This is a genomic window from Microbispora sp. CL1-1 (genome assembly GCF_012034195.1).
Taxonomy (GTDB): domain Bacteria; phylum Actinomycetota; class Actinomycetes; order Streptosporangiales; family Streptosporangiaceae; genus Microbispora.
The window spans coordinates 334,219-360,446 of record NZ_JAATEK010000001.1; the positions used below are offsets into that span (position 1 = coordinate 334,219).

Genomic DNA, 26,228 nt, shown 5'->3' on the forward strand with positions numbered 1-26,228 from the left:
CGCCGGTCGCTACTTCGCCGGCTTGAAGGTGGAGGCGATGGTCTCGAAGAGCTCTTTCTTCTTCTTCCAGTCCTTGTCCTGGGTCTTGTAGAGCAGCGCGTAGCCGTTGTGCTTGTCGGTGACGAAGCCACGGTCGATCACCCGGGACCGATAGCGGCTGTCGCCGAAGGTGAACTCCCAGTCGGCCGCGGTCTTCCAGAACCCCTTGACCTCGCGGATCTCGACGAGCTTGTAGCCGGGGAAGTTCCGGCTCATGCCCGGCACGTCGCGCCGCCAGACCTTCAGCGCGTCCGACTCGGGACTCGTGGTGTGGTGGACCTCCAGATAGGTGTGCGAGTCGCCGCGGAAGCGGACCTCGCCGTTGCCCCTGCCGTCGACATGCCATCCCTTCGGCAGCGCGATGGAGAACCCGCTGGAGTGCTTGTACTTGTGCCACCCGTCGGGGACACCGGCGGGCTCGGAGGTCTTGGGGCTGGGGGAGGGCTCGGGGGACTTCGTCTCCTCTTCCGACGCGGACGGCTCGGGGGAGTTCGGCGCGGCCGATGAGGGCTCCGCAGCGGAGGGCGTGTCGCCGCCCCCGACCGCCGCGGCCGCGTTCGGCCCGGCGGCGGGGTCGCTTCCCGAGTCGCCTTCACCCGCCCGCAGGCCGAGGTACCCCGCCACACCGGCGATGACCAGCAGCGCGGGAACGAGGATCAACGCGACCTTCAGCAGGCTGTTCGACGACCGCGGCACGACCAGGCTGGTCGGCGACCCCTGCCAGGCCGCCCCGTCCTGCGGGGGAATCGTCGGGGACGCCTGCCGCAGCCCGGCGATCGGGCTCCCGGCGATGCCGCCCGAGGACTCCTGCGTACGGTCCGCCGTGGCGGCGGGCCGCTCGTCGCCCGCACCCGGCGTGGGCCGGTCGTTCGCGTAGGGCCGGGACGTACGGCTGCCGCCACCGGAACCCCCGAAGCCGCCGGAGCTCCCGGAGCCGGTGGAACCGGAGGAGGCGAACGAACCGGACGAACCAGATGGGGCGGACGACGCGGACGACGCGGACGAGGCCGAACCCGCCGCGGCCTTCGACGCGGCGCTCCCCCCTGTGGTGCTTCCCCCTGTGGTGCTTCCCCCTGTGGTGCTCCCGCCTGTGGTGCTCCCGCCCGTGGCGCCCTTCGGTGTCGCGCTCGACCCGGAGGCCGTGGTGGCGGGGCGCTCACCGGAGGAGGCGCCGGAATCCTTCGCCTTCCCGGCGGCGGACGAGCCCTCCTGCCCATTACGGCCCTTCCCACCGGAGGCCACGGAGGCCACGGAGCCCGCGGAGGCGGCGGGGGCGATCCTGGTGGTGCCGTCGCCGGCGTCCGCGTCCGCCGCCCGGCCGTCCTCCTTCCCGGGCCTCCCCTTGGCGGAAGTGCCGGTCGAAGGCGTCGTACGGGCGGGCGGGGCGGCCTGCGCGCCGGTCTCCGGCATGGCCGCCGGAGTCTTCCCGGGCCGCTCCTGGGCCGGGCCGTCCGCCTGTCCGGGTGCCGCGTCGTCGCGGATGACCGGGAGGGGCGAGGTGATCTCGCCGGGGCCCGCGGCATCGCGCAGGGCGCCGCCGCGCCCGGCCGCTCCTCCCTCACCGGCGGCGGGGGTGCGCTCCGCCGCCTCGTCCCTTCGGGAGGAGGAGGCCTCCGGCGAAGACGCGGGCGAGGGGGACACGGGCGGGTACGGCGCCGCACCCCGGGACGCCTTGCCCTGCCGGGAGGCGGGCGTTTCGGGCTTCGCGGCCTCCGGCTTCGCGGCCTGCGGGGAGGCGGGCTCGGCGGCGGGCCGGGACGGCGGCGGGGCCAGCTCCCGCGCCGCCCGCTTGAGCAGCCGGATGAGCTCGTCATAGCCGGGCCGGTCGGCGGGCTCCTTGGCCAGCATCCTTTGGAGGACGGAACCCAGCGCGCCCGCGCGCCGCGGCGGGGCCGGGTCGTCGTTCAGCACGGCGTGCATGGTGGCCATCGCCATGCCCCGGTCGTGCGGGGGCTTGCCCTCCACCGCCGTGTAGAGCGTGGCGCCGAGCGACCACAGGTCCGATTCGCGCTGGGCGGCCTCGCCGCGGAGCCGTTCGGGGGCGATGAAGGCGGGGGTGCCGACGAGGCCGGTGCGGGTCATGGTGGAGTCGGCTTCGAGCCTGGCGATGCCGAAGTCGGTCAGGACCACCCGGCCGTCATCGGTGAGCAGCACGTTCTCCGGCTTGACGTCGCGGTGCAGCACGCCCTGGCGGTGGGCGGCGCGCAGCGCGTCGAGGATCTGCAGGCCGATCTCGACGGTGCGCTCGGCGGACAGCGGGCCGTCCTCCCTGATCACCTGCCCCAGCGAGCGGGACGGCACGAGCTGCATGATGATCCAGGGGCGGTCGTCCTCCTCGATCACGTCGTGGACGACCACCACGTTGGGGTGGGTGAGGCGGCCCGCGGCCCGGGCCTCGCGCATGGTCCGGCGATTGAGGTCGCTGAGCTCGTCGCCCATGGCGCTGTCGTAGCGGACCTCCTTGACCGCGACCGCGCGGTCCAGCAACTGGTCGTGGGCGCGCCATACCACGCCCATGCCACCCCGGCCGATCGGCTCCACCAACTGGTACCGGCCTCCGACGAGCCGGCCTTCCGCACGCGACACTCGAACCCCTTCCTGGACCCATGAATCGTCCCACGGATGGCAAAGGGATCAACCGCGTACATGACAGGCGATCCCGGAATCCGAGACAAATCGGTTCGAGTCGTGGCCCGCCGCTGCTAAGGTCCTTGTTATGGGTAGGTACAGCTCGTTTACGAGGCCGGCTCCGGAGAGCCGGTCGCGTGACGTGAGCTAGCGACCATCCGGAGCCGGCTTGAGGCAGGGACGCCAGCGTCTCTGCCTTTTTGGTTTTCGGACGTTCGTTTTCTCGGCCAGTCCCGATCTCAGCGAGCCCTCGTGGCGGACCGCCGGTTCCGCGGGGGCGCTCATGGAGGAGCCCACATGACGAAGGCAGCCCAACTCGACCGCGATGCCGTACGGATCGGCGACCTCGTGATCGGCGACGGGCGCCCCGTTGTGGTCATCGGGGGCCGGGACGCCCGCTGGGTGCGCCTGCGCGGCGACGGCACGATCCCCGGCACTCCAGGCGCTCCCGGCGCTCCCGCCGGCACTTCCGCGGACGGCGCGGGGCCCGAGCACGGGGACGCTTCCGGGGAGGGTTCCTCGCGAGACAGGGCGGTCGCCGAGGCCGGCCCACTGCTGATGGAGCCCGCCACGGTCGCCGACCTGTCCATCGTGGCCCGGCACGCCGACGGCGTGGTGGTCGGGGCGGCCTGGGCGGCCGACCCCGATCTCGTCCGCGCCGCGGCCCGGCTCGGGCTCCCTGTCGTCCTCCAGCGGGGAGCCGGCCGGAACGGGCGGGCGGCGACGCTGGAGGAGTGGCTGGCCGCGGCGGACGACTGCGCCGCCGAGGGCAACGAGGCGGTCGTGCTATGCGAGAGCGGCGGTCACGCGGAGGACGCCGCGCCCGATCTCGGGCTCATGCGCGCCGCTCGGGAGCGGGCAGGCCGTCCCGTGCTCGCCGGGCTGGGCGCCGACGGCGGGCTCGCGAACGCGGCGGTGGCGGCGGGCGCGGACGGCCTGCTGGTCGCCCCGGGCGCGCCCGCGCCGGCCCTCGCGGCGGCGCACGAGGCGGCGACGGTCATGGCGGCGCTCGTGCGGCGCGACGACCCCGAGACCCTCGGCGCGGCCCGGGCCGCGATCGACCGGGTGGACGCGGCCCTCGCCACGCTGCTCGAACGCCGGGCCGCGCTGGCCGGGCGCATCCAGCGGCTCAAGCCCGTCGGCGGGTTCCGGGGGCGCGACATGGAGCGTGAGCGGCGCCTCGTGGAGGCCATGGCCCGCCGCGCCCCCAGCCTCGGCGCGGGTCGGCTCGCCCCCATCATGAACGCCGTGATCGAGGCCGGGCTGCGCCTGTCGGAGGAGACGCGCGACGGCGAGGAACGGAGATAAACTCTGTTTCACCTGAGTCCCACTGGTTGGCGATCGCGGCGTAGGCTCTGGTCCGCGGTCCGGTGACGATGGGGGTCTCATGGGTGATTCGTTTGTTCATCTGCACGTCCACACCGAGTATTCGATGCTCGACGGAGCGGCGCGGCTGAAGCAGATGTTCAAACTCGTGGGCGAGCTGGAGATGCCCGCGATCGCGATCACCGACCACGGCAACATGCACGGCGCCTACGACTTCTACAAGCAGGCGACCGGCGCCGGGGTGAAGCCCATCCTCGGCATCGAGGCGTACGTCGCGCCCGAGTCGCGCATGCACAAGAAGCCGGTGCTGTGGGGCGAGCCGCACCAGAAGAGCGACGACGTCTCGGCGGGTGGCTACTACACCCACATGACCATCTGGGCGCGGAACAAGACCGGCCTGAAGAACCTGATGAAGCTCAGCTCGCGTGCCTACACCGAGGGCTTCGTCCGCAAGTGGGCCCGGATGGACGCCGACATCCTCGCCGAGCACGCCGACGGCCTGATGGCCACGACCGGCTGCCCGTCCGGGGAGGTGCAGACCCGGCTGCGGCTCGGCCAGTACGACGAGGCGCTCAAGGCCGCCGCGAAATACCAGGAGATCTTCGGCAAGGAGAACTACTTCCTGGAGATCATGGACCACGGGCTCGACATCGAGCGCCGGGTCCGCGACGGCCTGATCCGGATCAGCCGCGAGCTGGACATCCCGCCGGTGGTCACCAACGACTCCCACTACACGTACGAGTCGGACGCCGCCGGTCACGACGCCCTCCTGTGCATCCAGACGGGCAAGCAGCTCAGCGACCCCGACCGGTTCCGGTTCGACGGCAGCGGCTACTACATCAAGACGGCCGACGAGATGCGGGCGGTCGACTCCTCCGACATCTGGCAGGAGGGCTGCCGCAACACGCTGCTGGTGGCCGAGAAGGTCGACCCCGAGGGCTTCTTCCCCTACCACAACCTCATGCCGACCTACCCGATCCCCGAGGGGATGACGGAGGAGGAGTACTTCCGGCAGCAGGTCTGGGAGGGCATGAAGCGCCGCTTCCCCGGCGGCGTCGACGAGGAGCACCGCGCCTGGGTCGAGAACGAGCTGTCGGTCATCATCCAGATGGGCTTCCCGAGCTACTTCCTCGTGGTCGCCGACTTCATCATGTGGGCCAAGAACAACGGCATCCGGGTCGGTCCCGGCCGTGGTTCGGCCGCCGGTTCGCTGGTCGCGTACTCGCTGGGCATCACCGACCTCGACCCGATCCCGCACGGCCTGATCTTCGAGCGGTTCCTCAACCCCGAGCGCGTCTCGATGCCCGACATCGACATCGACTTCGACGAGCGCCGGCGCGCCGACGTGATCCGCTACGTCACCGAGAAATGGGGCGCCGACAAGGTCGCCATGATCGCCACGTTCGGCACCATCAAGGCGAAGGCGGCCGTGAAGGACGCCGGCCGCGTCCTCGGTTACCCGTACGCGCTGGGCGACCGCATCTCCAAGGCGTTCCCCCCGGCGGTGATGGGCAAGGACATCCCGCTGTCGGGCATCTTCGACTCCGACCACCCGCGCTACAACGAGGCGGGCGAGCTGCGCAAGCTGTACGAGGAGGACGTCGACGTCAAGGCGACGATCGACCTCGGGCGCGGCCTGGAGGGCCTGATCCGGCAGACCGGCGTGCACGCCGCGGGCGTCATCATGTCGGCCGAGCCGCTGACCGACCACATCCCGATCATGCGCCGCGACTCCGACGGCGCGATCATCACGCAGTTCGACTACCCGACCTGCGAGACGCTCGGCCTGCTGAAGATGGACTTCCTGGGCCTGCGCAACCTCACGATCATCGACGACTGCCTCAAGATGATCGAGACGAACACCGGGAACAGGATCGAGCTGCTGGAGCTCCCGCTCGACGACACCAAGACGTACGAGCTGCTGGCCAAGGGCGACACGCTCGGCATCTTCCAGCTGGACGGCGGCGGCATGCGCACGCTGCTGCGGCTGATGAAGCCCGACAACTTCGAGGACATCTCCGCGGCCCTCGCGCTCTACCGGCCCGGCCCGATGGGCGCCAACTCGCACACCAACTACGCGCTGCGCAAGAACGGCCAGCAGGAGATCACCCCGATCCACCCCGAGCTGGAGGAGCCGCTCAAGGACATCCTCAGCACGACCTACGGCCTGATCGTCTATCAGGAGCAGGTCATGGCCATCGCCCAGAAGGTGGCCAACTACACGCTCGGCGGCGCCGACCTGCTCCGCCGCGCGATGGGCAAGAAGAAGAAGGCCGAGCTGGACAAGCAGTTCGAGTTCTTCGAGAAGGGCATGAAGGAGAACGGGTTCTCCGCCGCGGCCATCAAGGCCCTGTGGGACATCCTCCTGCCGTTCTCCGACTACGCCTTCAACAAGGCCCACACCGCCGGATACGGCCTGGTGTCCTACTGGACCGCCTATCTCAAGGCCAACTACCCGGCCGAATACATGGCGGCCCTGCTCACCAGCGTCAAGGACGACAAGGACAAGTCGGCCCTCTATCTCAACGAGTGCCGCCGCATGGGCATCAAGGTGCTCCCGCCGGACGTCAACGACTCCGACTTCGACTTCACCCCGCGCGGCACCGACATCCGGTTCGGCCTGTCGGCCATCCGCAACGTCGGCGCGAACGTCGTCGACGGGATCATCGCGGCGCGCAAGGAGAAGGGCAGGTTCACCGACTTCAAGGACTTCCTGCGCAAGGTCCCCGCGATCGTCTGCAACAAGCGCGTCATCGAGTCGCTGATCAAGTCGGGCGCGTTCGACTCGTTCGGGCACGTGCGCAAGGGCCTGCTGATGGTGCACGAACAGGCCGTCGACGCGATCATCGACATCAAGAAGAACGAGGCGATCGGCCAGGACTCGCTGTTCGGCGCGATCGACGGCGCCGAAGACCAGACCTTCGACGTGCAGATCCCGCCGGGGGAGTGGGACAAGACGACGCTGCTGCAGTTCGAGCGCGAGATGCTCGGCCTGTACGTCTCCGACCACCCGCTGTTCGGCGTCGAGCACATCCTGTCGGCGGGCGCCGACTGCTCGATCGCGGCCCTCCAGGACGACAGCCGTCCCGACGGGCAGGTCGTCACGGTCGGCGGCATCCTGTCGGGCCTGCAGCGCAAGGTGACCAAGAAGGGCGACACCTGGGTCCTCACCATGCTGGAGGACCTGGAGGGCTCGATCGAGGTCATGATCTTCCCGTCGGCCTACCAGCTCTGCGCGACCGTGCTCGCCGAGGACGCGATCGTCTTCGTCAAGGGCAGGATCGACAAGCGGGAGGACGTCGCGAAGATCATCGCGATGGAGGTGACCGCGCCGGACCTCAGTGCCGAGAACGGCGGGCCACTGGTGGTCAGCATGCCGATCAACCGCTGCACGCCGCCCGTCGTCGGCCGGCTCAAGGAGGTGCTGACCACCCACCCCGGCACCACGGAGGTCCACCTCCAGGTGCACAACGGGCCGCGCACGACGGTCATGCGGCTGGACGACCGGCTCCGGGTGACCCCCTCGCCCGCCCTGATGGGCGACCTCAAGCAGCTGCTCGGCCCGGCCTGCCTGGCCGGTTGACCGGGCGCCCGGCCGGGGCCGGGAACGAGTCTCAGGGGGTGAGCACGTCCCCCTGGCGGGCCACCTCCACCTCCTTGGCCAGCACGTCCAGCGCGTCGTCCGTACGGGCCGGGGCGTGGTGGGTGAGCACGAGGCGGCGGGCGCCGCAGCGGGCGGCGAAGGCGACGGCGTCGGCGACCGTGGAGTGGCCGTAGGCGTCGGCCGTCGCCTGCTCCCCGGGCAGGAACTGGCCGTCGTGCAGCAGCAGGTCGACGTCCGCCGCCAGCTCGGCGGCGGCCGCGTATCCCGCCTGCGGCGCGTGGTCGGGCAGGTACGCGATGGCGACTCCGTCGCCCTCCACCCGGATGCCGTGGGTGATACCGCCCTTGTGGGTGATCTCGGCCACGGTGACGGCGTACCCCGCGATCACGCCGCAGGCGGAGGGGAGGAACCGCCAGGCGCCCGCGAGGCCGCCCGGAGTGATGGGGAAGTGCGGCGGGGACATGACCCGGGTCAGCGTCTCGAGCGGCCGCGGCGAGGGCAGGTAGAGGTCGACCCGCGCGCCGGGGTGGTCGAGCGGCGGGCAGAACGGCAGCCCCTGCACGTGGTCCCAGTGAAGGTGGGTGACCAGGACGGAGCCGCGGAACGGCGCCCCGTCCAGCAGGGCCCCCAGCCCGCGCAGGCCGGTTCCCGCGTCCAGCACCAGGGCCGGGACGGCGGAGTCGTCGGGCAGCACGGCCACGCAGCTCGTGTGACCGCCATACCGCACGAACTCGGGGCCCGGCGCCGGGGTCGAGCCGCGGACGCCGAGCATCGCGAGCCTCACGTGAGCTGTTCCTCTCGCCGGTGCCCCTCGGCCAGCGCGGCCAGTGCCTTCCTGTCCACCGCGTCCGCGGCCGCCTCGGCCACCCTGACCGGGGTCAGCGCCGTCAGCGTCGCCGTGCGCAGGCCGCCTTCGAGCACCGCGCGCTCACCGAGGATCGCGCCGGGGCCGAGCTCGGGCAGCGGCGTGCCGTCCACGTCCACTCCGAGCACGCCGTCGAGAAGCAGGAACAGGGAGGAACCCGGCTCGCCCTGCCGCACGAGCCGCGCGCCGGCGGGCAGCGAGCGGATGACCGGCTTGCGGGCGCCCCGCATGATCAGCAGGGAAAGCCGGCGCTCCAGCGCCGTCTCGGCCGCGGTGACCAGCACGGGGGAGTCCTCGTCGCCCCACGGCGTGCGGTCCGGCCCCGCCTGGGCCGCCCACGCCGTGATGTCGGTGAGACCGGCCTTGAGCGTCAGCCGGTCGTCGGGCCCGTAGACCCAGTGGCGGGGGAACGGGCTGGCGCCCTCCAGCGTCCCCTCGGTCCGTCCGTCGGCGTGCAGGGTCACCGCGAGCGTGGTCCACACGAGCGGCGACTGCATCCGCAGGTACGGCGGTCGCGAGACGCGCCGGGGGAACGGCAGCGCGGTGCGTCCGCCCGCGGTCTGCCTGAAGGTGATCCACCCGTCGCCGGTCCGCGGCTCGGGCCGCAGGTCGGGCAGGCCGTACGCGGCGAACCGCACGCCCAGCGGGCCCAGGCGGACGGTCGTGGCGCCCATGACGAGGCCGCCGTCCGCGCCGTGCGCGACCACCCGGTCGCCGTCGAACTCGGCCCAGACGCGCAGCCGGTTGGCGAACCGGAACGCGTCGCGGTCACGCAGGCCGGCGACGTCGGTGATCACGTCGGGCGGTGGATCGTCGTAATGTGTGAACCCCATCGTGAACGCGGGCTTGGTGTAGCCCTTGACCGCCTCGGACGGGATCCAGGAGATAGAAGTGATCTTCGATTCGACTCGCATGCTCCGACCGTAGGAACCATGCGGGCCGGCTTCGAGGGCGTCAGCCTGCGAACGCGTGGGGGTGCCAGCACCCCCGGACTCTCGTCCTGGCACCCTTCCCGCCCGGCCCCGCCGGATATGTAATTTCGCTCGTGGAACGCATCACCGTGGTGCTCGCGGACGACAACCTGATCGTCCGCGAGGGTGTGCGCGCGCTGCTGGGCCGCGACGCCGCACTGGAGATCGTGGGGCTGGCCGCCGACTACGCCGAAGTCGTGGCCGCCGCGGTCCGGCTGCGCCCGCAGGTCGTCGTCACCGACATCCGGATGCCGCCGACCTACCAGGACGAGGGGATCGAGGCGGCGCGCGAGGTGCGCAAGCTCTTACCCGGCACCGGCGTCGTCGTGCTGAGCCAGTACGACGACCCGGACTACGCGATCCGGCTGCTCGACGAGGGCGCGGCCGGGTACGCCTACCTTCTCAAGGACCGGGTCGCCGACGCCGGCCTGCTCGGCAGGGCCATCCGGGAGGTCGCCGCCGGCGGCTCGCTCATCGACCCGGCGATCGTGCGCGAGCTGGTGACGCCTGCCCACGACGATGGACGGCTCTCGCCCGCGGAGGAGGACCTGCTCCACCAGGTCGCCCAGGGCCGTACGGTGAAGGCGATCGCCGCGTCGCGGGGCGAGCCGCCCGAGGTGGTCAACGCCGAGATCGAGCGTCTCTTCCTCGTCCTCGCCAGGGGCGCGAGCGCGGGACTGCAGGGGGCGCTGCGCCGGCTGCGGATGCTGCACACCGCGATCCTGCGCCGAGACGAGCAGGGCGAGACGCTGTCGCGGCTGCTCCCCGGCGGCCTCGCCGACAAGCTGCTGCGCGACCGCGACGCCGCAGGCCGCACGGAACGGCTCGTCGTGACCGTGCTCATGTCAGACGTGCGCGGCTATTCGGCCATCGCGGAGGCCACCGACCCCGCGGTGCTCGCGAGCCAGCTCAACGCCCACCGGCGGGCCATGAACGCGGCGATCCTCAGCGCGGGCGGCACGGTCATGCAGTATGTGGGCGACGCCGTGATGGCCGTCTTCGGCGCCCCCGACCCCACGCCCGACCACGCCGCGAGAGCCGTACACGCGGCCTGTGAGATGCACGTCCGGCAGCGCGGGCTCGACGCCGAGTGGGCCGGGCAGGGGCTCGTCCCCTTCGGACTCGGCATCGGCATTTCCACGGGGGAGGTAGCGGCGGCCCTCCTCGGAAGCGATGAACGGGTCGAGTACACCCTCGTGGGAGACACGGTGAACCTCGCCCAGCGCATGCAGGACCTGGCCCGCCCCGCCGGCACGGTCGCGGCGGAGACGACCGTGCGCGCGGCCGGCGAGCACTGGCCCTGGAAACCCCTCGGCCCCCGGCTCGTCAAGGGCCGCTCCACCCCCGTCAACGCCTATCACCTAGAGGTGAACTGATATGTCCGCCCCCCAGCCCGCCGCCGCGATCGACGGCGTCACCACGGAACCCGCGGCGGTGCGGGTCCGCGGCGCCCGGCGCACGTTCACCGCCGACCTCGCCCCGGTGCGCGCGCTGCGCGGGGTCGACCTCGACGTACGCCAGGGAGAGTTCGTCGCGGTCACCGGCCCCTCCGGCTGCGGCAAGTCGACACTGCTCAACGTCATCGCGGGCCTCGACGCGGTCGACGAGGGGACGATCGAGGTCGCGGGCGAGCGGGTGGACGGCAGGGACGAGGACTGGCTGGCCCGCTTCCGGCGCGGCCACATCGGATTCGTGTTCCAGTTCTTCAACCTGCTCGACGGCGTGTCCGCGCTGGACAACCTGATCATGCCGGGCGTCCTCGCCGGCATGAAGCGGCGGGCCGCCGAGTCGCGGGCCCGCGACGTGCTCGACCTGCTCGGGCTGAGCGACCGCGCGGAGCAGGTGCCCGCGGTGCTGTCCGGCGGACAGCGCCAGCGCCTGGCGATCGCCCGCGCGCTCGTGAACGAGCCGACGCTGCTGCTCGCCGACGAGCCGACCGGCGCGCTCGACAGCGAGGGCGGGCTGGAGATCCTCGAACTGTTCCGCAGGCTCCACGGCACCGGCCAGACGATCATCATGGTGACGCACTCGCCGGAAGTGGCCGCGGGTGCGGGCCGCACCGTGCGGATGCGCGACGGCCGGGTGGAGACGCCGTGAGCCTTGTCAGCGTCTGGCTCCGGCTGGAGGCGCGCCGGCGGGCGCGGTCGCTGGCCGTGCTCGCGCTGCTCGTGGCGGTGGCGACCACCACGGTGCTGGCGGCCCTCGCCGGCGCGCGGCGCGGAGACAGCGCGATGGCCCGACTGAACGCCGTCACCCTGCCGGCCGACGCCGTCGTCCTGCCCAACCAGCCGGGATTCGACTGGGACGCGGTGCGCGCACTGCCCGGCGTGGCGGCGGTGTCGGGCTTCGCCGTGGCGCCCTTCTTCGTCGAGGAGCTGCCCGGCTACTTCGGCTACCTGCCCCCGGTGGACCGTGAGGCGTTCCGGACCGTCGAGCGGCCCGTGGTGCTGGAGGGACGGCTCGCCGACCCCGCCCGCCCGGACGAGGTCATGGTCACCGGCTACTTCCCCGGCGCGTACGGACTGGGCGTCGGCGACACCCTCACCCTGCGCCTGCTGTCCGAGCGGCAGGCCGGCGACTTCATTTTCAGCGGCGAGCCGGGCGGTCCCCGCGTGCGGGCGCGCATCGTCGGCGTCATCCGCTCCCCGTGGTATTCCGACAAGCTCGCCGACAAGGGCGCCTGGTTCTCCGTCTTCCCCTCGCCCGCCCTCTTCGCCGCGCATCCGAAGAACTTCCTCGGCCCCTCCTCGTCGGGATTCGTCAACGCCCTGGTCCGGCTCGACCAAGGGGAGCGCGGGCTGCCCGCCTTCCGCGCCGGGCTGGCGAAGATCACCGGGCGTACGGACATCGAGATCTGGAACGCCGCCGACGTCGCCCGGCACCGTCAGCAGGTCAACGCCTACGAGAGCCTGTGTCTCGTCTTCTTCGCCCTGGCGGCCCTGGCCGCAGCGATCGTCCTCGTCGGCCAGTCCGTGGCCCGCTACGTCGCGGCCGGCGTCGGAGAGCTGCAGGTCCTGCGGGCGTCGGGGCTGACGACACGGCAGTGCCTGGCCGCCGTCTGCGCCGGGCCGTTCCTCGCCTCGGTCGCCGGCTCGACGCTGGGGACCGCGGGCGCGGCGGCGGCCTCCATGTGGACGCCGATCGGCGCGGCCTCCCTGGTCGAGCCCGCCCCCGGTTTCAGCGCCGACCCGCTCGTGCTCGGCTGCGGCTGGGCCGCCGCCCCGCTGCTGGTCCTGGCCGGGGCGCTCGCCGCGGCCTGGCTCGCCGTCGTGTCGGCCCGGTCCGAGGCGGCACCGGTCCGCTCCGTGGTGGCGCGGGCGGCGGACCGCCTCGGGCTGCCCGTGCCCCTGGTGGCCGGCGCCCGGTTCGCCCTGGAACGCGGTCAGGGCGCCAGTTCGGTTCCGGTGCGTCCCGCGCTGGTGGCGGCGGTCGCGGGTGTGCTCGGCGTGCTCGCCTCCTTCACGTTCGCCGCGGGGGTCGCCGACGCGGCGGGCAATCCCACCAGGTTCGGGCAGACCTTCCAGCTCACCGCCTACCTCGGCGAGAGCGGGGAGGACTGGGCCGCGGCGGAGCAGGTCATGACGGCCGCCGCCCGGGACCCCGACGTCGCGGGGGTGAACGACGCCCGGGTGGCGGTCGCGGAGGCGGGCGGCGTGTCCGTCACGGTCTACCGGCACCAGTCGTTCGCCGGATCCGCGGACGTCGTGCTCCTGTCGGGGCGGATGCCCGAAGGCCCCGGCGAGGTCGTCCTGGCCCCCACGACCGCGCGGTCCCTGCGCGCCGAGGTCGGCTCGTCCGTACGGCTCGCGGGCACGACCGGGCCGCGGGAGATGACGGTGCGGGGGATCGGCTTCGTCCCGCAGGGGTCGCACAACGACTACGACGCGGGCGCGTGGGCCACCGCGGACGGATTCGAGGCGATGTTCGGCGCGGCCTTCAAGTATCACCTGGCGCTCGTCGCCCTGCGCCCGGGCGCGGATCCGCAGGCCGTCCTCGACCGGCTCACGAAGGGCATGGCCGGGATCGGGGGCGGCGACCGGATCTCGGTCGAGGCGATGCAACCGCCCGAGCAGCTCGCCGAGGTGCAGGACGTGCAGATCCTTCCGCTTTTCCTCGGCGGCTTCCTGGCGCTGCTCGCGGTGGGAGCGGTGGGCCACGCGCTCGCCACCGCCGTACGGCGGCGCAGGCACGAGGTCGCCGTCATGCGGGCCCTCGGCATGACCCGGGCGCAGTCACGGCTCGTCGTGTTCACCCAGGCGTCGCTGCTGGCGGTGGCCGGGCTGGCGTTCGGCGTGCCGCTCGGCGTCGCGCTGGGCCGCACGCTCTGGCGTGTCGTCGCGGAGCGCACCCCGCTGTTCTACGAGCCGCCGGTCGCCCTCTGGGCGCTGCTGGCGATCGGGCCGGCGGCGGTCCTGATCGCCAACCTCCTCGCGTTGTGGCCGGGGCGGCACGCCGCCCGGCTCCGCATCGGCCACATCCTCCGGACGGAGTGAGCGACGATGACCATGACGGCCACCTGGTTGCGGCTGGAGCTACGCCGCCGCTGGCGGCCACTGGCGGTGTTGACCCTGCTCGTGGCCTTCGCCTCGGCCACCGTCCTGGCCTCGGTGGCGGGCGCACGGCGCGGCGGCACGGCGCTGGACCGGCTGCAGCGGGAGACGCTGCCCGCCACGATCGCGGTGCTGCCCAACCAGCCGGGCTTCGACTGGGCACCGGTGCGGGCGCTCCCCGAGGTCGAGGCGCTGACGACGTTCGCGGTGACGGTCGGCTTCGGAGTGGACGGCATCCCCGCGTCCGACGACATCTCCAGCTTCCCGCCCGCCGACACCGGCTTCCTGCACACCGTCGAGCGGCCCGTCGTCCTCGACGGACGGCTGCCCGATCCGGGGCGGGCCGACGAGGCCGTGATCACTCCGGGGTTCGCCGAGTCCTACCACCGCCGCACGGGCGATCGGCTGGTCATGCGGCTGATGTCCCCTGATCAGGCATCGGACCCGGACTACGACCCGGCGAACGGCGAGCCGCCACGGGGACCGTCGCTCCCGGTCACGATCGTCGGCATGGTCCGCGCGCCGTGGTTCGCCGACCGCGTCGGGGAGAACGGCGCCCTCCTCCCGTCGTACGGACTGTTCGCGAAATATCGGGAGAACCTGATCGGGGAGGACGGCTTCGTCAACGCCATCGTCCGGCTGAAGCACGGCGTGCGGGACATCCCCGCGTTCCGGGAGGGCCTCGCGAGGGTCTCCCACCGCAACGACATCGACGTGTGGAACAACGAGACGAAGTTCGCCGAGCCTATCCGCCGGATGGCCGGCTTCGAGGCCGCCTGCCTGCTCGCCTTCGGGCTCGCCGCGCTGGCCGCGGCGATCGTGCTGATCGGGCAGTCGGTGGTGCGCTACACGGCGGCGACGGTCGCCGACCTGCAGGTGCTGCGGGCCGTCGGCCTGACGCCGCGCCAGACGGTGCGGGCGGCCGCGGCCGGTCCGTTCCTCGCGGCGCTCGCCGGCACGGCCGCGGGGGTCGTCGCCGCGGTGGTGGCGTCCACCTGGATGCCGATCGGATCGGCGGCGCTGGTCGAGCCCGCTCCCGGCTTCGACCTGGACTGGCCGGTCCTGGCCGGCGGGTCGATCCTCATCCCCGCGCTCGTCCTCGCCGGAGCCGGGGGCGCGGCGGCCGTCACCCTGGCCGTCGCCCGGCACGACCCGGCGGGACGCCGGTCCCTGGTGGCCCTCGCGGCGGCCCGCGCCGGTCTTCCCGTGCCGCTCGTCGTCGGTGCGCGGTTCGCCCTGGAGCCGGGCAGGGGCGCCGCAGCGGTCCCGGTCAGGCCGGCGTTGGCCGGCGCGGTCTCTGGAGTGCTCGGCGTGCTGGCCGCCTTCACCTTCTCCGCCGGGGTGCAGGACGCCTCCGCTCATCCGGAGCGGTTCGGGCTGACCTACCAGCTGTCGGCGTTCTTCGGCATGAACGGGACGGACTTCGGGCCGGCCGGCGAGGTGCTGCGCACCCTGGCGCGGGAGCCGGACATCCAGGGGATCAACGACAGCCGGATCGCCGTCGCGGAGTCCGGAGACGTCTCCGTCACGATGGGCACGTACGCCCCGGTGGGCCGGCCGCTGCCGGTGGCGCTCCTCGCCGGCCGGATGCCGCGGACGGCGGGCGAGGTCACGCTCGCGCCCAAGAGCGCCGACCTGCTCGGAGCCGGCGTGGGCGACCGGATCGCGCTGCGGGGCGGCGCCACACCGGTGACCATGACCGTCACGGGGATCGCGTTCGTGCCCGCCAGCCCGCACAACGACTTCGGTGACGGAGGCTGGGTCACCTCCGGCGGATACGACCGGATCTTCGCCGGGGCGCAGGCCTTCAAGTTCCACGCGGCCGAGGTCGCCCTGCGTCCCGGCATCGACGTCGCCGCCGCGCGGGAGAGGCTGCGGGCCGTCGTCGCCGCGGTCGAGGGCGCCGAGAACATGGAGTTCGGAGACGCCTGGCCGCTGCCCGAGGCGATGGTCCAGATCCGCGGTGTGGAGCGGCTGCCCGCCCTCCTGGCGGTCTTCATGGCGCTCCTGGCGGTCGGCGCCGTCGGGCACGTCCTCGCGACGGCGGTCCGGCGACGGCGGCACGACGTGGCGGTGCTGCGGGCGCTCGGCATGACGCGCGGGCAGGCCCGATGGACTGTGGTCGTGCAGGCCACGCTGCTGGCATTGTTCGGGCTGTGCTTCGGGGTGCCGCTCGGGGTCGCGCTCGGGCGCACGCTGTGGAGGGTGGTGGCGGACACGATGCCGCTGATGTACGTGCCGCCCCTGGCGGTGACGGCGCTGCTCCTGGCCGGGCCGCTGACCGTCGCCGTCGCCAACCTGCTGGCCGTCCGGCCGGGGCGGCTCGCCGGCCGGCTGCGGATCGGCCACATCCTGCGGGCGGAGTAGCCCATGATCATCGCCTGTGCGCTCGTCGCCGCCGCCTGGCTCGCCGCCACGGTGGCCGCCTTCTTCGCCGGCCGCCCGGCGCTGGCCCGCGTGGCCGGTCTCGTCGCCGTGACGCACGCGGTGGCCGTCGTGGTGCCCCGGGCCGCGCCGCTGGTCGTTGCCGCCTGGCTGATCTGCGGGCTCGGCCTGCCGGACGGCCTGCTCGGATCCCCGGCCCGCCGGCTGCTCGCGGCCGGAGCGGCGACGGGCGCGCTCGTGTGGACGCCGGCGCTGCCGGTCACCACGGGGTCCGTCGTCGCCGCCTCGGCCGCCGCCTCGGCCGTGGCACTCGGGGGCGTGGCCGTCCGCTGTCCCAGGGCTCCCGCCGCGCGCCGCCGCACCCTGCAGTGGATCGCCGCGGCCACGGTGGTGACGGCCGCGATCGACGCCGTGCTGGTGGCGGTCAACGCCCTGCTCGGCACCCCGCACGATCTCCTGCCCTGGATGCTCGGCGCCATGGCGGTCATGCCCGTGGGCCTGCTGCTCGGCCAGGTGAAGGCGACCGCGCGCCTCGCGGAGCGGGCCCTGGTCGAGGCGGTGGTGATCGCGGGCCTGACCATGCTCGTGGTCGCGGTCTACCTGGTCGTGGTCATCGGGCTGGCCCGCCGTCCTGTCGCCGCCGAGCGCGACGTGCTGGTCGCCAGCGTCGCCGCCTCGCTCGCGGCGGTGCTGCTCGCCCTGCCCGTACGGTTCCGCCTGGTCTCGGTGGGGATGTCGCTGCTGGGACGGCGCGGGCAGACGCCGGAGGAGGCGCTCGCGTCGTTCGGCGCCCGGATGAGCCGCGCGGTGCCGTTCGACGAACTGCTGCTCCAGCTCGTGGAGTCGCTGCGGGCCGCGCTCGGCCAGGCCGGCGCCGAGGTGTGGGTGGGCGCGGACGGCACGCTCCACCGCCAGGTCAGCGTGCCGGAACGCCCGGCCGACGTGATCACCCTCACCGACAAGGAACGGCTCGTCATCGGGGGCACCCGCATCGGCGGCACCGCCTGGACGTCGGTCTGGCTGCCCGCGCTGCTCGACGACCGCGAGGCGCCGATCAGGGTCGCGCCCGCCGCCCACCTGGGCGACCTGCTGGGCCTGCTCGTCGTGCGGCGGCCACGCGAAGGCGTGGAGTTCTCCGAGGAGGACGACCGCGTGCTCATCCAGCTCGCCCGCCAGGTGGGGCTGGCCCTGCACAACATGCGCCTGGACACCGCGCTGCAGGCGTCGCTGGAGGAGCTGCGGCAGCGCAACGAGGAGCTGCAGGCGTCCCGGCTGCGCATCGTCACGGCCGCGGACGCCTCCCGGCGGGCGATCGAACGCGACCTGCACGACGGCGCGCAGCAGCATCTCGTCGCGCTCGCGGTCAAGCTCGGCCTCGTCCGCGAGATCATCAAGGATGATGTCGCCATGGCCGCCGAGCTGCTCGACGAACTGCGTGGCGACGTGCAGCAGGCCAACGCCGCCTTCCGCGAGCTGGCCCACGGCATCTATCCGCCGCTGCTGCGCGACCACGGGCTCGGCGAGGCCCTGCGCTCGGCCGGCCGCCGGGTGGCGCTGCCGTACCGGGTGGAGGTGAACCTGACCGAACGCTATCCGGAGCAGGTCGAGGCCGCGGTGTACTTCTGCTGCCTTGAGGCGATCCAGAACGCGGGCAAGCACGCCGGCCCGGGCGCGTCCGTGGAGGTGCGCATCCACGCCGAGGACGGCGTGCTGCACTTCAGCGTGCGCGACGACGGCGCGGGCTTCACACCGGGCGGCGTCCAGGGGCACGGGTTCGTCAACATGACCGACCGGCTCGGCGCGATCGGCGGGCGGCTGCACGTCGAGTCCGCGCCCGGGGCCGGGACGACGATCAGGGGAGAGGTGCCGGTGCATGGCTGCTGACGGCTTCGACGCCGTGGTGGTCGGGTCGGGCCCGAACGGGCTGGTGGCGGCCGTCACCATGGCCGAGGCGGGCAGGCGGGTCCTGCTGCTGGAGGCGGCGGACGCGTTCGGCGGCGGGCTGCGCACCGCGGAGGTGACACTGCCCGGGTTCCGGCACGACCTGTGCGCGACCGTGCTGCCGCTCGCGCTGGCCTCGCCCGCCTTCCGCCGGGACCGGTTCTGGCAGGACCTGGGAGTCGAGTGGGCGCATCCCGCGATACCGGCCGCGCATCCGCTGGACAAACGCCCGGCGGTGCTCGTCCACCGCTCGCTCGGCGAGACCGCGCTGGGGCTCGGCCGGGACGGCGCGGCCTGGCGGGCCACGGTCGGGATGATCACGCGCGGGGGCGACCGGCTCGTCGACACACTGCTCGCCCCTCTGTCGGTGCCGCGCGCGCCGCTGCGGGCCGCCGGGTTCGGCGCGGTGGCCGCGCTCCCCGCGACCACGCTCGCCCGCGCCCTGTTCCGTACGGCCGGGGCGCGGGCGGCGCTCGCCGGGATGGCCGCGCACTCGATGCTCGACCTGCGCGCGCCGATCACCGGCGGATATGGGCTGATGCTGGCCGGGCTCGCGCACCACGTGGGGTGGCCCCTGGTGCGCGGCGGCTCCCAGCGGCTCGCCGACGCGCTCGTCCGCCGGCTCAAGGACCTCGGCGGCGAGGCGCACACCGGACACCGGGTGCGCAGCCTCGACGAGGTGCCCGCGGCCCGGTCGATCCTCCTGGACCTCACGCCGCGCCAGGTGCTGGCCGTGGCGGGCCACCGGCTGCCCGCGGCCTACCGGGCGCGGCTGAGCCGCTACCGTTACGGCCCCGGCGTGTTCAAGCTCGACTGGGCGCTGTCGGGACCGGTGCCGTGGGCCGACCCCGCCGTGGGCGCGGCCGCGACCGTCCACCTCGGCGGCACGATGGAGGAGATCGCGCACGCGGAGGCGGAGGTGAGCCGGGGCCGCCATCCTGACCGGCCCTACGTGCTGCTCGTCCAGCCGGGCGTGGCCGACCCCACCCGGGCACCCGAGGGCGGGCACGTCCTGTGGGCCTACTGCCACGTGCCGAACGGCTCGCGGGTGGACATGACCGAGGCGGTCGAGGCGCAGATCGAGCGGTTCGCCCCCGGCTTCCGGGACCTCGTGCTGGCCCGCGCCACCATGGACACGCGGGCGCTGGAGGCGCACAACCCCAACAACGTGGGCGGGGACATCGGGGGAGGGGCGGGCGACCTGGGCCAGTTCATCGGACGGCCCGTCTACTCCCCGCACCCCTGGGCGACGCCCGTGCCCGGCCTCTACATCTGCTCCGCCGCCACCCCGCCCGGGCCCGGGGTGCACGGCATGGGCGGCCTGCAGGCGGCCCGCCTGGCGCTCAGACGGGAAGCGCGCGCAGCAGCGCGGGGGTGAGGTCGTCCTTGCGGATGTAGGCGAGCGCTCCGCACGCGCCGGCGTCGGGCGGCAGGTCGTCGGCGGCGTACGTCGACACCAGCACGACCTTCACGTCGGGCGACTCGGCCAGGATGCGGCGGGTCGCCTCGATGCCGTTGATCCCCGGCAGGTTGATGTCCATCAGGATCATGGTGGGCCGGCCGCCGGTCACCAGGTCGAGGGCGTCCTCGCCCGTCGCCGCCTCGCCCACCACCCGCCATCCCGGCAGCAGCCGGATCAACGCGCGGGCGACCGAACGGAACGGAGCCTGGTCGTCCACGATGATCACGTCGACCACTCGCATGCCTCCAGGATCCCGGAACCCGGTGCCCGCGTCCAAGGGCGTGACCACCCCGATCAGCGGGTGCTAGCACCCCCGTGCTCGGACAGGTACATCAGCACGGCCATCACCCGGCGGTTCATGTCGGGCTCGGCGCCCAGCCCGAGCTTGGCGAACAGCGCGTTGATGTGCTTTTCCACCGCCCGCTCGGTGAGGAACAACGCGGCCCCGACCGCGGCGTTGCTCTTGCCCTGCGCGATCTGGGCCAGCACGTCCCGCTCGCGCGAGGTGAGCTGGGCCAGCGGCGACGACCGCGCGTGCACGGTGTCGGCCACGAGCGCGTCCACCACCGCCGGGTCGATCACCGAGCCGCCCCGGGCCACCGTGCGGACCGCCTCGATCAGGTCGTGCGCGTCGCTCACCCGCTCCTTGAGCAGATAGGCCCGGCCGCTGCTGCCCCCCGCCAGCAGCGGCGTCGCGTACGCGGGCTCGGCGTACTGGGAGAGCACCACGACCCCCACCCGCGGGTGGGACTCGCGCAGCCTGACGGCGGCCTGGACCCCCTCGTCGGACGCCGTCGGAGGCATCCTGATGTCGGTCACCACGACGTCGGGATCGTGCTCGCCCACCGCCGCCATCAGCCCGGGCAGGTCGCCGCAGGTGGCGACCACCTCCAGGTCGGGCTGGAGATCCAGGACCCGCCGCACGCCCTCGCGGACGAGCAGCGAGTCCTCAGCGATCACGATTCTGATGGGCACCTGTCCCCTCCATACGCAGCCACGTGAGCACCGCGAGGACACGGCGGTTGTCATCCGGGGTCTGGCTCAGGTCGAGCTTGGTGAGCACGGCCGCGATGTGCGCCTCGACCGTCTTCGTGCCGAGGAACAGCGCCCGGGCGATCGCCGCGTTCGACCGGCCCTCGGCCATCAGGCGCAGCACATCCCGCTCGCGCGAGGTGAGCCGGTCGGCGAGCGACTCCTCCTGCCGCAGCCGGAACAGCATGCTGACGACCTCGGGGTCCACGGCGACGCCGCCGGCGGCGACCCGCTCCAGCGCGTCCCGGAGCGCGGACGCGTCGTCGACCCGGTCCTTCAGCAGATAGCCGACGCCGCGCGGGCTCGATTCGAGCAGCCGCGCGGCCAGCGCCCCCTCCGCGTACGTGGACAGGACCAGCACGCCGAGGGCGGGAAAGCGTTTCTTCAGCTCCGTCGCCGCCACCAGCCCCTCGTCGGTGAAGGTGGGAGGCATCCGTACGTCGAGGATGACGGCGTCGGCCGGTTGCTTCTCCAGCAGGGCGGTGAGCTCGGAGGGGTCGGCGGCCTGCGCCACGATGGTGACGCCGACGCGGTCGAGCAGGAGAGCCAGTCCCTTACGGAACAGGGCCGAGTCGTCACAGATCACCACCCGCATGCAAGTCAGTGTGACACGGCTCGCACACTCCCCGAGACCTGCAGCGGGCGGTCCCGGCTGCCGGCGCCGGACGCCCACTCCGGGAAACGGCGAGCGCGGCCCGCGCGCGTCAGGGCGAACCGCGCGGCGTCAGTGCCCGGGGCGGGTGTTCGCCTGAGGCCGCACGTGGCCGCTGTCGATGTCGCGGTGTCAGCGCCGGGGTGGCTGTTCACCCTGTGGCGCGGCTGTCGGTGTCGAGGCGTCGCGGTGCCGGCGCCGGGTGGCCGTTGGTCTGGTGGCGGGGATGGCGGCTCGGGACGTGCTGTGAGCGCCTGGGGTGGCCGTTGGCCGGGTGGTGCGGGCGGCGGCTCGGGACGTGCTGTGAGCGCCTGGGGTGGCCGTTGGCCCGGTGGTGCGGGCGGCGGCTCGGGACGTGCTGTCAGTGCCGGGGGTGGCCGTTGCGTCTGGTGGCGGGGATGGCGGCCACCGTCGGGGTGCTTCTTGCGGTGTCCGCCCGCTCCGTGACCGGTCTGGCGGGCCGCCCGGCCGCGCTGCCCGTCTCGTGCGGCGCCGGTGTGTGTGGCGGCGTGTGTGGCGGTACGGGCGGTTTTGCGGCCACCGGTCGCTGAGGTTCCGCCCTGGCGCGTCCTGCTCCGCCGCGCCTCGTCCTGCCGCGCCTCGTCCTGCCGTGCCTGGCTCTTCCGCGCCTGGCTCTTCCGGGCCTGACTCCTCTGCGCCGCGCTCTTGCGCGCCCCGACCTGCCGGGCCGTGGTTTTGCGGGCCGTGGCGTGCTGGGCGGTGGCCTTCCGGGCCTTGGCCTGTTGGGGTGGGCCGCTTCGGGCGGAGGCGCGCTGGGCGGCGGGAGCCGACGCCGGAGAAGCGGCGTCGCGGGGACGGATGAGACTCGCCCAGCCCACCCGCCGGGCCGCCGGAGGCGCGCCGGCCGACCCCGTACGGACCGGTGCACGGGAAGAGGAGCCGTGAGCCACCGGGCGAGCTCCGGAGAAGAGCGGACGGCCGGGTGTCCGCGCGCCCGAGGCGGCGGACGAGTGCCGGGTGGAGACGCCGCCGGGCATGGGCGGGCGGATCACGGGGACGGCGGGGGCGGCTCCGACGCCGGTAGGAGCGGTCATGCCGCCCGCTGCCAGGGGGCTGGTCGCGGTGCCGCCGGAAGCCCCCGCGACGCCGCTCGCCGCACCGGCTGTCGCATCCTGCTCCGAAGCGTCGTCGTCGTGCTTTTCGCGCTCGGCCTTCCGCTTCTTCTTCTCCTTCTCGCGCTGCTTCTCCAGCGCCTCCTTCAGGCCCGGGGTGAACCCGCCGCCGAACCGGGCCATGTCGGGCGGCACGAAGCCGTACGCCGGGGTGTCCCGCAGGGCCGCGCGCATCGAGTCCACCCAGATCGGGCCGGGCAGCGAGGCGCCCTGCACCGCGCCGTAATAACGGCCGCCGATGGTGACGCCGGTGAGCGGATAGCGGTAGGAACCCCGGATGTCGCCCACGCTGACGGCGGCGGCGAGGGCGGGGGTGTACCCGGCGAACCAGGCCGAGGTGTAGCCGTTGTTCGTGCCGGTCTTGCCCGCGGCGGGCCTGCCGATGGACTGTCCGCGCATCGTGCCCTTGCTGAAGACCCCCGTGAGCACGTGGCTCACCGCGTCGGCGACCGCGGGTTCGAGCGCGGTCACGCAGGCGGGCGGGATGTCGGTGCGGGTGCCGTCGCGCTCCACGACGGCGGTGATGGCCATCGGCCGGCAGTAGCGGCCGCGGGCGGCGAGCGCCGCGTACGCCGCCGCCACGGTCGTCGGGTCCATCTCGTTGGCGCCCAGCGTGAACGTCGGCACCTCGTGGAGCGGCGTGCCGTCCGCCCGCCTGATGCCCAGCGACTTGGCCGTCTGCACGACGTCGCACAGGCCGACCTCGCGCTCCAGCCGCATGTAGAAGATGTTCACCGACTGCCAGGTGCCCATCTCCAGGCTGTACGGCCCGCCGCCGCCCTCGCCGCCCGCGTTGTGGATGACCGTGTGCGGGTCGTTGACCGCCCTGCCCGAGCAGTCGCGATAGCCGTACGACGGGACGTACGCGCCGGGGATCGCGAAGCCGTCGCCGAACCGCATGCCCTGCTTGAGCGCGGTGGCCAGCGTGAACACCTTGAACGTGGACCCCGCCTGCAGGCCCAGCCCGCCGCCGTGGGCGGTGTCGGCCGCCAGGTTGTAGGTGGTGCTGGGCCCGAGGTCGCGGTTGTGCGGGTTGCGCCCGTAGCGCTTGCTCACGGCCATCGCGCGGATGTGCCCGGTGCCCGGCTCGATCATCGTCTCCGACGCCACCTGGTGGTCGCGCGGCTTGACCCGTGCGGAGATGGCGCGCTCGGCGGCCCGCTGCGCGACCGGGTCGATGGTCGTCCAGATGGTCAGCCCGCCGCGCTGGAGGCGCCGCTCCCGGTCGGCCCTGCTGTAGCCGAAGGCGGGGTTGGTGAGCACCTCGCGCTCCACGTACACGCAGAAGAAGGGGTGGGCGCTGCCCGCGCAGCCGCCGGGCTCGGGACTCAGGTGCAGCCCCAGCGGCGCGGCCGCGGCGGTGCGCGCCGCGTCCTTGCCGATGATGCCGAGCTCCGCCATCCGGCCGAGGACCAGGTCGCGCCGGGTGCGCAGTCGGTCACGGTGCTCGTCGCCCAGCGAGGGATCGGTGTCGTACGGCGTGCGCACGGCGCCGGCGAGCGTCGCGGCCTGGGTGAGCGTGAGGTCGGCGGCGTCGACGCCGAAGAACCGCTTGGCCGCCGCCTGGACGCCGAACGCGCCCGCGCCGAAGTAGGCGATGTTGAGGTAGCGCTCGAGGATCTGGTCCTTGGTGTATTTGCGCTCGAGCGCCAGCGCGTACCGCAGCTCGTCGAGCTTGCGGCGGAACGAACGGACGAGGGCCTGCTCCCGCTCCTGCTCCGACTCGGCCTGGCTCACCATGATGTTCTTGACGAGCTGCTGGGTGATGGACGAGCCGCCCTGCCGGATCCCGCCGGCCCGTGTGTTGGTGACGAAGGCGCGCAGCGTGCCCTTGATGTCCAGGCCGCCGTGCTCGTAGAACCGGGCGTCCTCGATGGCCACGATGGCCTGGCGCATGACCGGGGCGACCGCGCTCAGCGGCACCGACTGCCGGTTCTGGTAGTAGAACTGGGCGATCTGGCGCCCGTTGCGGTCGAGCAGCCGTGTCACCTCGGGCAGCGGCTCCTCGCGCAGGGGCGCGGGCAGGTAGGTGAGGGTGGACGCGGCGCTCCTGGCCGCCAGGCCGGCCCCGCCCACGAAGGGCATCACCAGCCCGGCGACCAGGGTGCCCCCGGCCGCGCCGCACATGCCCAGGGCGAGGACGGCGCGCCCGAGACTGACGCGCCCGAGACTGACGCGCCCGAGACTGACGCGCCCGAGACTGACGCGCCCGAGACTGACGCCGAGAAGACGAGAGGTCACGGGATATCAGTGCGACCTCTGGCGTTTCTCCAAACCCAGGGGCCACAAAGCTTTACGTAAGCCGGTTGATCTTCAACCCGAGGGAGGTGAACTGTTCGAACGGCCTGTGGTAACCGCGTTCGATGTGGTTGACGCCGCGCAGGGTCGAGGTGCCCTCGGCCACGGCGGCGGCCAGCACCGCGGAGAACCCGGCGCGGATGTCGGGGAGCGTGACGTCGGCCCCGCGCAGGTTGGAGACTCCGCGCACGACCGCCGAGTGCTTGGCGTTGGTGTCGTGGTAGCGGCACGCCGGTCCGCCCAGGCACTGGGCGAACACCTCGATCTCGCACCCCATCTTCTGCAGCGCGGGAACGTACACGAGCCGGTTCTCGAACACCGTCTCGTGCAGCACCGACATGCCCTCGGCGCGGGTGAACAGCACCATCAGCGGCGTCTGCCAGTCCGTCATGAAACCGGGGTGGGTGTCTGTCTGCACCGCCGCGGCGCGCAGGCCGTCCGGGGCGGAGGCGCACAGCCACTCGTCGGTGATCTCGAACCGCGCGCCCATCCTCGCCAGCGTGGTGATGGCGGTGACGAGCCGGTCCTGGTGGCAGCCGTGCACGCGCACCTCGCCACCCGTCACCAGGCCCGCCACGAGGTAGGAGAACGCCTCGATACGGTCGCCGGCCAGCCAGGTGGAGGCGCCGTGCAGCCGTTCGACGCCCTCGATGACGATGCGCCGGTCGGGGCTCAGCTCGATCATCGCGCCCATGCGCTGGAGGAACAGCGCCAGCTCCACCACCTCGGGCTCCATCGCCGCGCCCTTGATGACGGTCTTGCCCTCCGCCAGCACCGCCGTCATGAGGATCGTCTCGGTGGCGCCCACGCTGGGGTAGGGGAGCGTGATACGGCTGCCGCGCAGCCGGGCCGCCTTGGCGGTGATGCCGTTGTCGCCGACCTCGATCTCCGCGCCCATCGACCGCAGCGCCTCGACGTGGAAGTTGACCGGCCTCCTGCCGATCGGGTCGCCGCCGACGAGGGGGACGAACGCCTCGCCCGCCAGGTGCAGCAGCGGGCCGAGCATCAGGATCGGGATGCGGTTGAGCCCGGTGTACTCCTCCGGCACACGCGGCCGTATCTCGGAGCCCCGCTCGATGGTGATCTCACCGGGGGTGATCTCCACGTGGATGCCGAGGGCTTCGAGCATGGCGGCGGTGAGCCCCACCTCGCCGACCTCGGGGGCGTTGTGCAGCGTGCTCGGACCCGTGCCGAGCATCGCAGCCACCATGTGTTTCGAGACCGCGTTCTTCGATCCGCGGACCTCCACGTCCCCCCGCAGGGGGCCGGACGGGTCGATCTGCCATACCTCTTCGCTCACTCGGCCTCCTTGGCCCACACCGATGCCGTGTGTCCCCTGCAC

At 73.2% G+C, this 26,228-nt stretch carries 16 protein-coding genes; 8 read left to right on the forward strand and 8 right to left on the reverse strand.

Annotation, left to right across the window (positions count from 1 at the left end; all coding sequences use genetic code 11):
- Positions 1 to 9 precede the first annotated feature (9 nt).
- Positions 10 to 2,625, reverse strand: a complete 2,616-nt coding sequence (locus HCK04_RS43315) for a serine/threonine-protein kinase (RefSeq protein WP_142645043.1) — start codon at positions 2,623 to 2,625, stop codon at positions 10 to 12.
- Positions 2,626 to 2,964: 339 nt separating this feature from the next.
- Between HCK04_RS43315 and HCK04_RS44025 the strand changes: the two genes are divergently transcribed.
- Together HCK04_RS44025 and dnaE are read left to right on the forward strand one after the other, a co-directional pair.
- Positions 2,965 to 3,975: a chorismate mutase gene (locus HCK04_RS44025; protein WP_142645044.1), complete on the forward strand. Its 1,011-nt coding sequence runs from the start codon at positions 2,965 to 2,967 to the stop codon at positions 3,973 to 3,975.
- Positions 3,976 to 4,054: 79 nt separating this feature from the next.
- Positions 4,055 to 7,576 (forward strand): DNA polymerase III subunit alpha, encoded by a 3,522-nt coding sequence (gene dnaE, locus HCK04_RS01545; protein ID WP_142645045.1) that lies wholly within the window; start codon positions 4,055 to 4,057, stop codon positions 7,574 to 7,576.
- A gap of 31 nt (positions 7,577 to 7,607) precedes the next feature.
- On the opposite strand, the gene HCK04_RS01550 is transcribed toward dnaE, so the two are convergent.
- Positions 7,608 to 8,381, reverse strand: a complete 774-nt coding sequence (locus HCK04_RS01550) for an MBL fold metallo-hydrolase (RefSeq protein WP_142645046.1) — start codon at positions 8,379 to 8,381, stop codon at positions 7,608 to 7,610.
- The gene (locus HCK04_RS01555) at positions 8,378 to 9,376 is read right to left on the reverse strand and encodes a cyclic nucleotide-binding domain-containing protein (RefSeq protein WP_142645047.1); all 999 of its coding nucleotides are present in this window, start codon (positions 9,374 to 9,376) and stop codon (positions 8,378 to 8,380) included. The genes HCK04_RS01550 and HCK04_RS01555 overlap by 4 nt, the downstream gene beginning before the upstream one ends.
- A gap of 131 nt (positions 9,377 to 9,507) precedes the next feature.
- Here HCK04_RS01555 and HCK04_RS01560 point away from each other — a divergent pair, with 131 nt between their 5' ends.
- From HCK04_RS01560 to HCK04_RS01585, 6 genes are read left to right on the forward strand one after another with little or no spacing between them, the layout of a single operon-like run.
- Positions 9,508 to 10,809 (forward strand): adenylate/guanylate cyclase domain-containing protein, encoded by a 1,302-nt coding sequence (locus HCK04_RS01560; RefSeq protein WP_205829674.1) that lies wholly within the window; start codon positions 9,508 to 9,510, stop codon positions 10,807 to 10,809.
- Position 10,810: 1 nt separating this feature from the next.
- Entirely contained in the window at positions 10,811 to 11,530 is a 720-nt protein-coding gene (locus HCK04_RS01565; protein WP_142645048.1) for an ABC transporter ATP-binding protein, read from the forward strand.
- Positions 11,527 to 13,926, forward strand: coding sequence for an ABC transporter permease (locus tag HCK04_RS44030; RefSeq protein WP_142645049.1), 2,400 nt, complete (start codon positions 11,527 to 11,529; stop codon positions 13,924 to 13,926). Before HCK04_RS01565 ends, HCK04_RS44030 begins: the two co-directional genes overlap by 4 nt.
- A 6-nt stretch (positions 13,927 to 13,932) precedes the next feature.
- Positions 13,933 to 16,350, forward strand: a complete 2,418-nt coding sequence (locus HCK04_RS01575; protein ID WP_142645050.1) for an FtsX-like permease family protein — start codon at positions 13,933 to 13,935, stop codon at positions 16,348 to 16,350.
- A gap of 3 nt (positions 16,351 to 16,353) precedes the next feature.
- Complete coding sequence (locus HCK04_RS01580) at positions 16,354 to 18,252, forward strand: histidine kinase (RefSeq protein WP_142645051.1); 1,899 nt, start codon at positions 16,354 to 16,356, stop codon at positions 18,250 to 18,252.
- Positions 18,242 to 19,687, forward strand: a complete 1,446-nt coding sequence (locus tag HCK04_RS01585) for an NAD(P)/FAD-dependent oxidoreductase (RefSeq protein WP_142645052.1) — start codon at positions 18,242 to 18,244, stop codon at positions 19,685 to 19,687. Before HCK04_RS01580 ends, HCK04_RS01585 begins: the two co-directional genes overlap by 11 nt.
- On the opposite strand, the gene HCK04_RS01590 is transcribed toward HCK04_RS01585, so the two are convergent.
- The 5 genes from HCK04_RS01590 to murA are packed head-to-tail and all read right to left on the reverse strand — an operon-like array spanning position 19,653 to position 26,186.
- Positions 19,653 to 20,012, reverse strand: coding sequence for a response regulator transcription factor (locus HCK04_RS01590; protein WP_205829675.1), 360 nt, complete (start codon positions 20,010 to 20,012; stop codon positions 19,653 to 19,655). The genes HCK04_RS01585 and HCK04_RS01590 overlap by 35 nt on opposite strands.
- 53 nt (positions 20,013 to 20,065) lie before the next feature.
- Positions 20,066 to 20,746: a response regulator transcription factor gene (locus tag HCK04_RS01595; protein WP_142645053.1), complete on the reverse strand. Its 681-nt coding sequence runs from the start codon at positions 20,744 to 20,746 to the stop codon at positions 20,066 to 20,068.
- On the reverse strand, positions 20,721 to 21,398 hold the full coding sequence (locus HCK04_RS01600; RefSeq protein ID WP_142645054.1) for a response regulator transcription factor: 678 nt from the start codon (positions 21,396 to 21,398) through the stop codon (positions 20,721 to 20,723). Before HCK04_RS01600 ends, HCK04_RS01595 begins: the two co-directional genes overlap by 26 nt.
- A gap of 5 nt (positions 21,399 to 21,403) precedes the next feature.
- Positions 21,404 to 24,829, reverse strand: a complete 3,426-nt coding sequence (locus tag HCK04_RS41870) for a transglycosylase domain-containing protein (protein ID WP_260617019.1) — start codon at positions 24,827 to 24,829, stop codon at positions 21,404 to 21,406.
- A gap of 52 nt (positions 24,830 to 24,881) precedes the next feature.
- A complete protein-coding gene (gene murA / locus HCK04_RS01610; RefSeq protein WP_142556869.1) occupies positions 24,882 to 26,186 on the reverse strand; it encodes a UDP-N-acetylglucosamine 1-carboxyvinyltransferase in 1,305 nt (434 codons plus the stop codon).
- Positions 26,187 to 26,228: the final 42 nt, after the last annotated feature.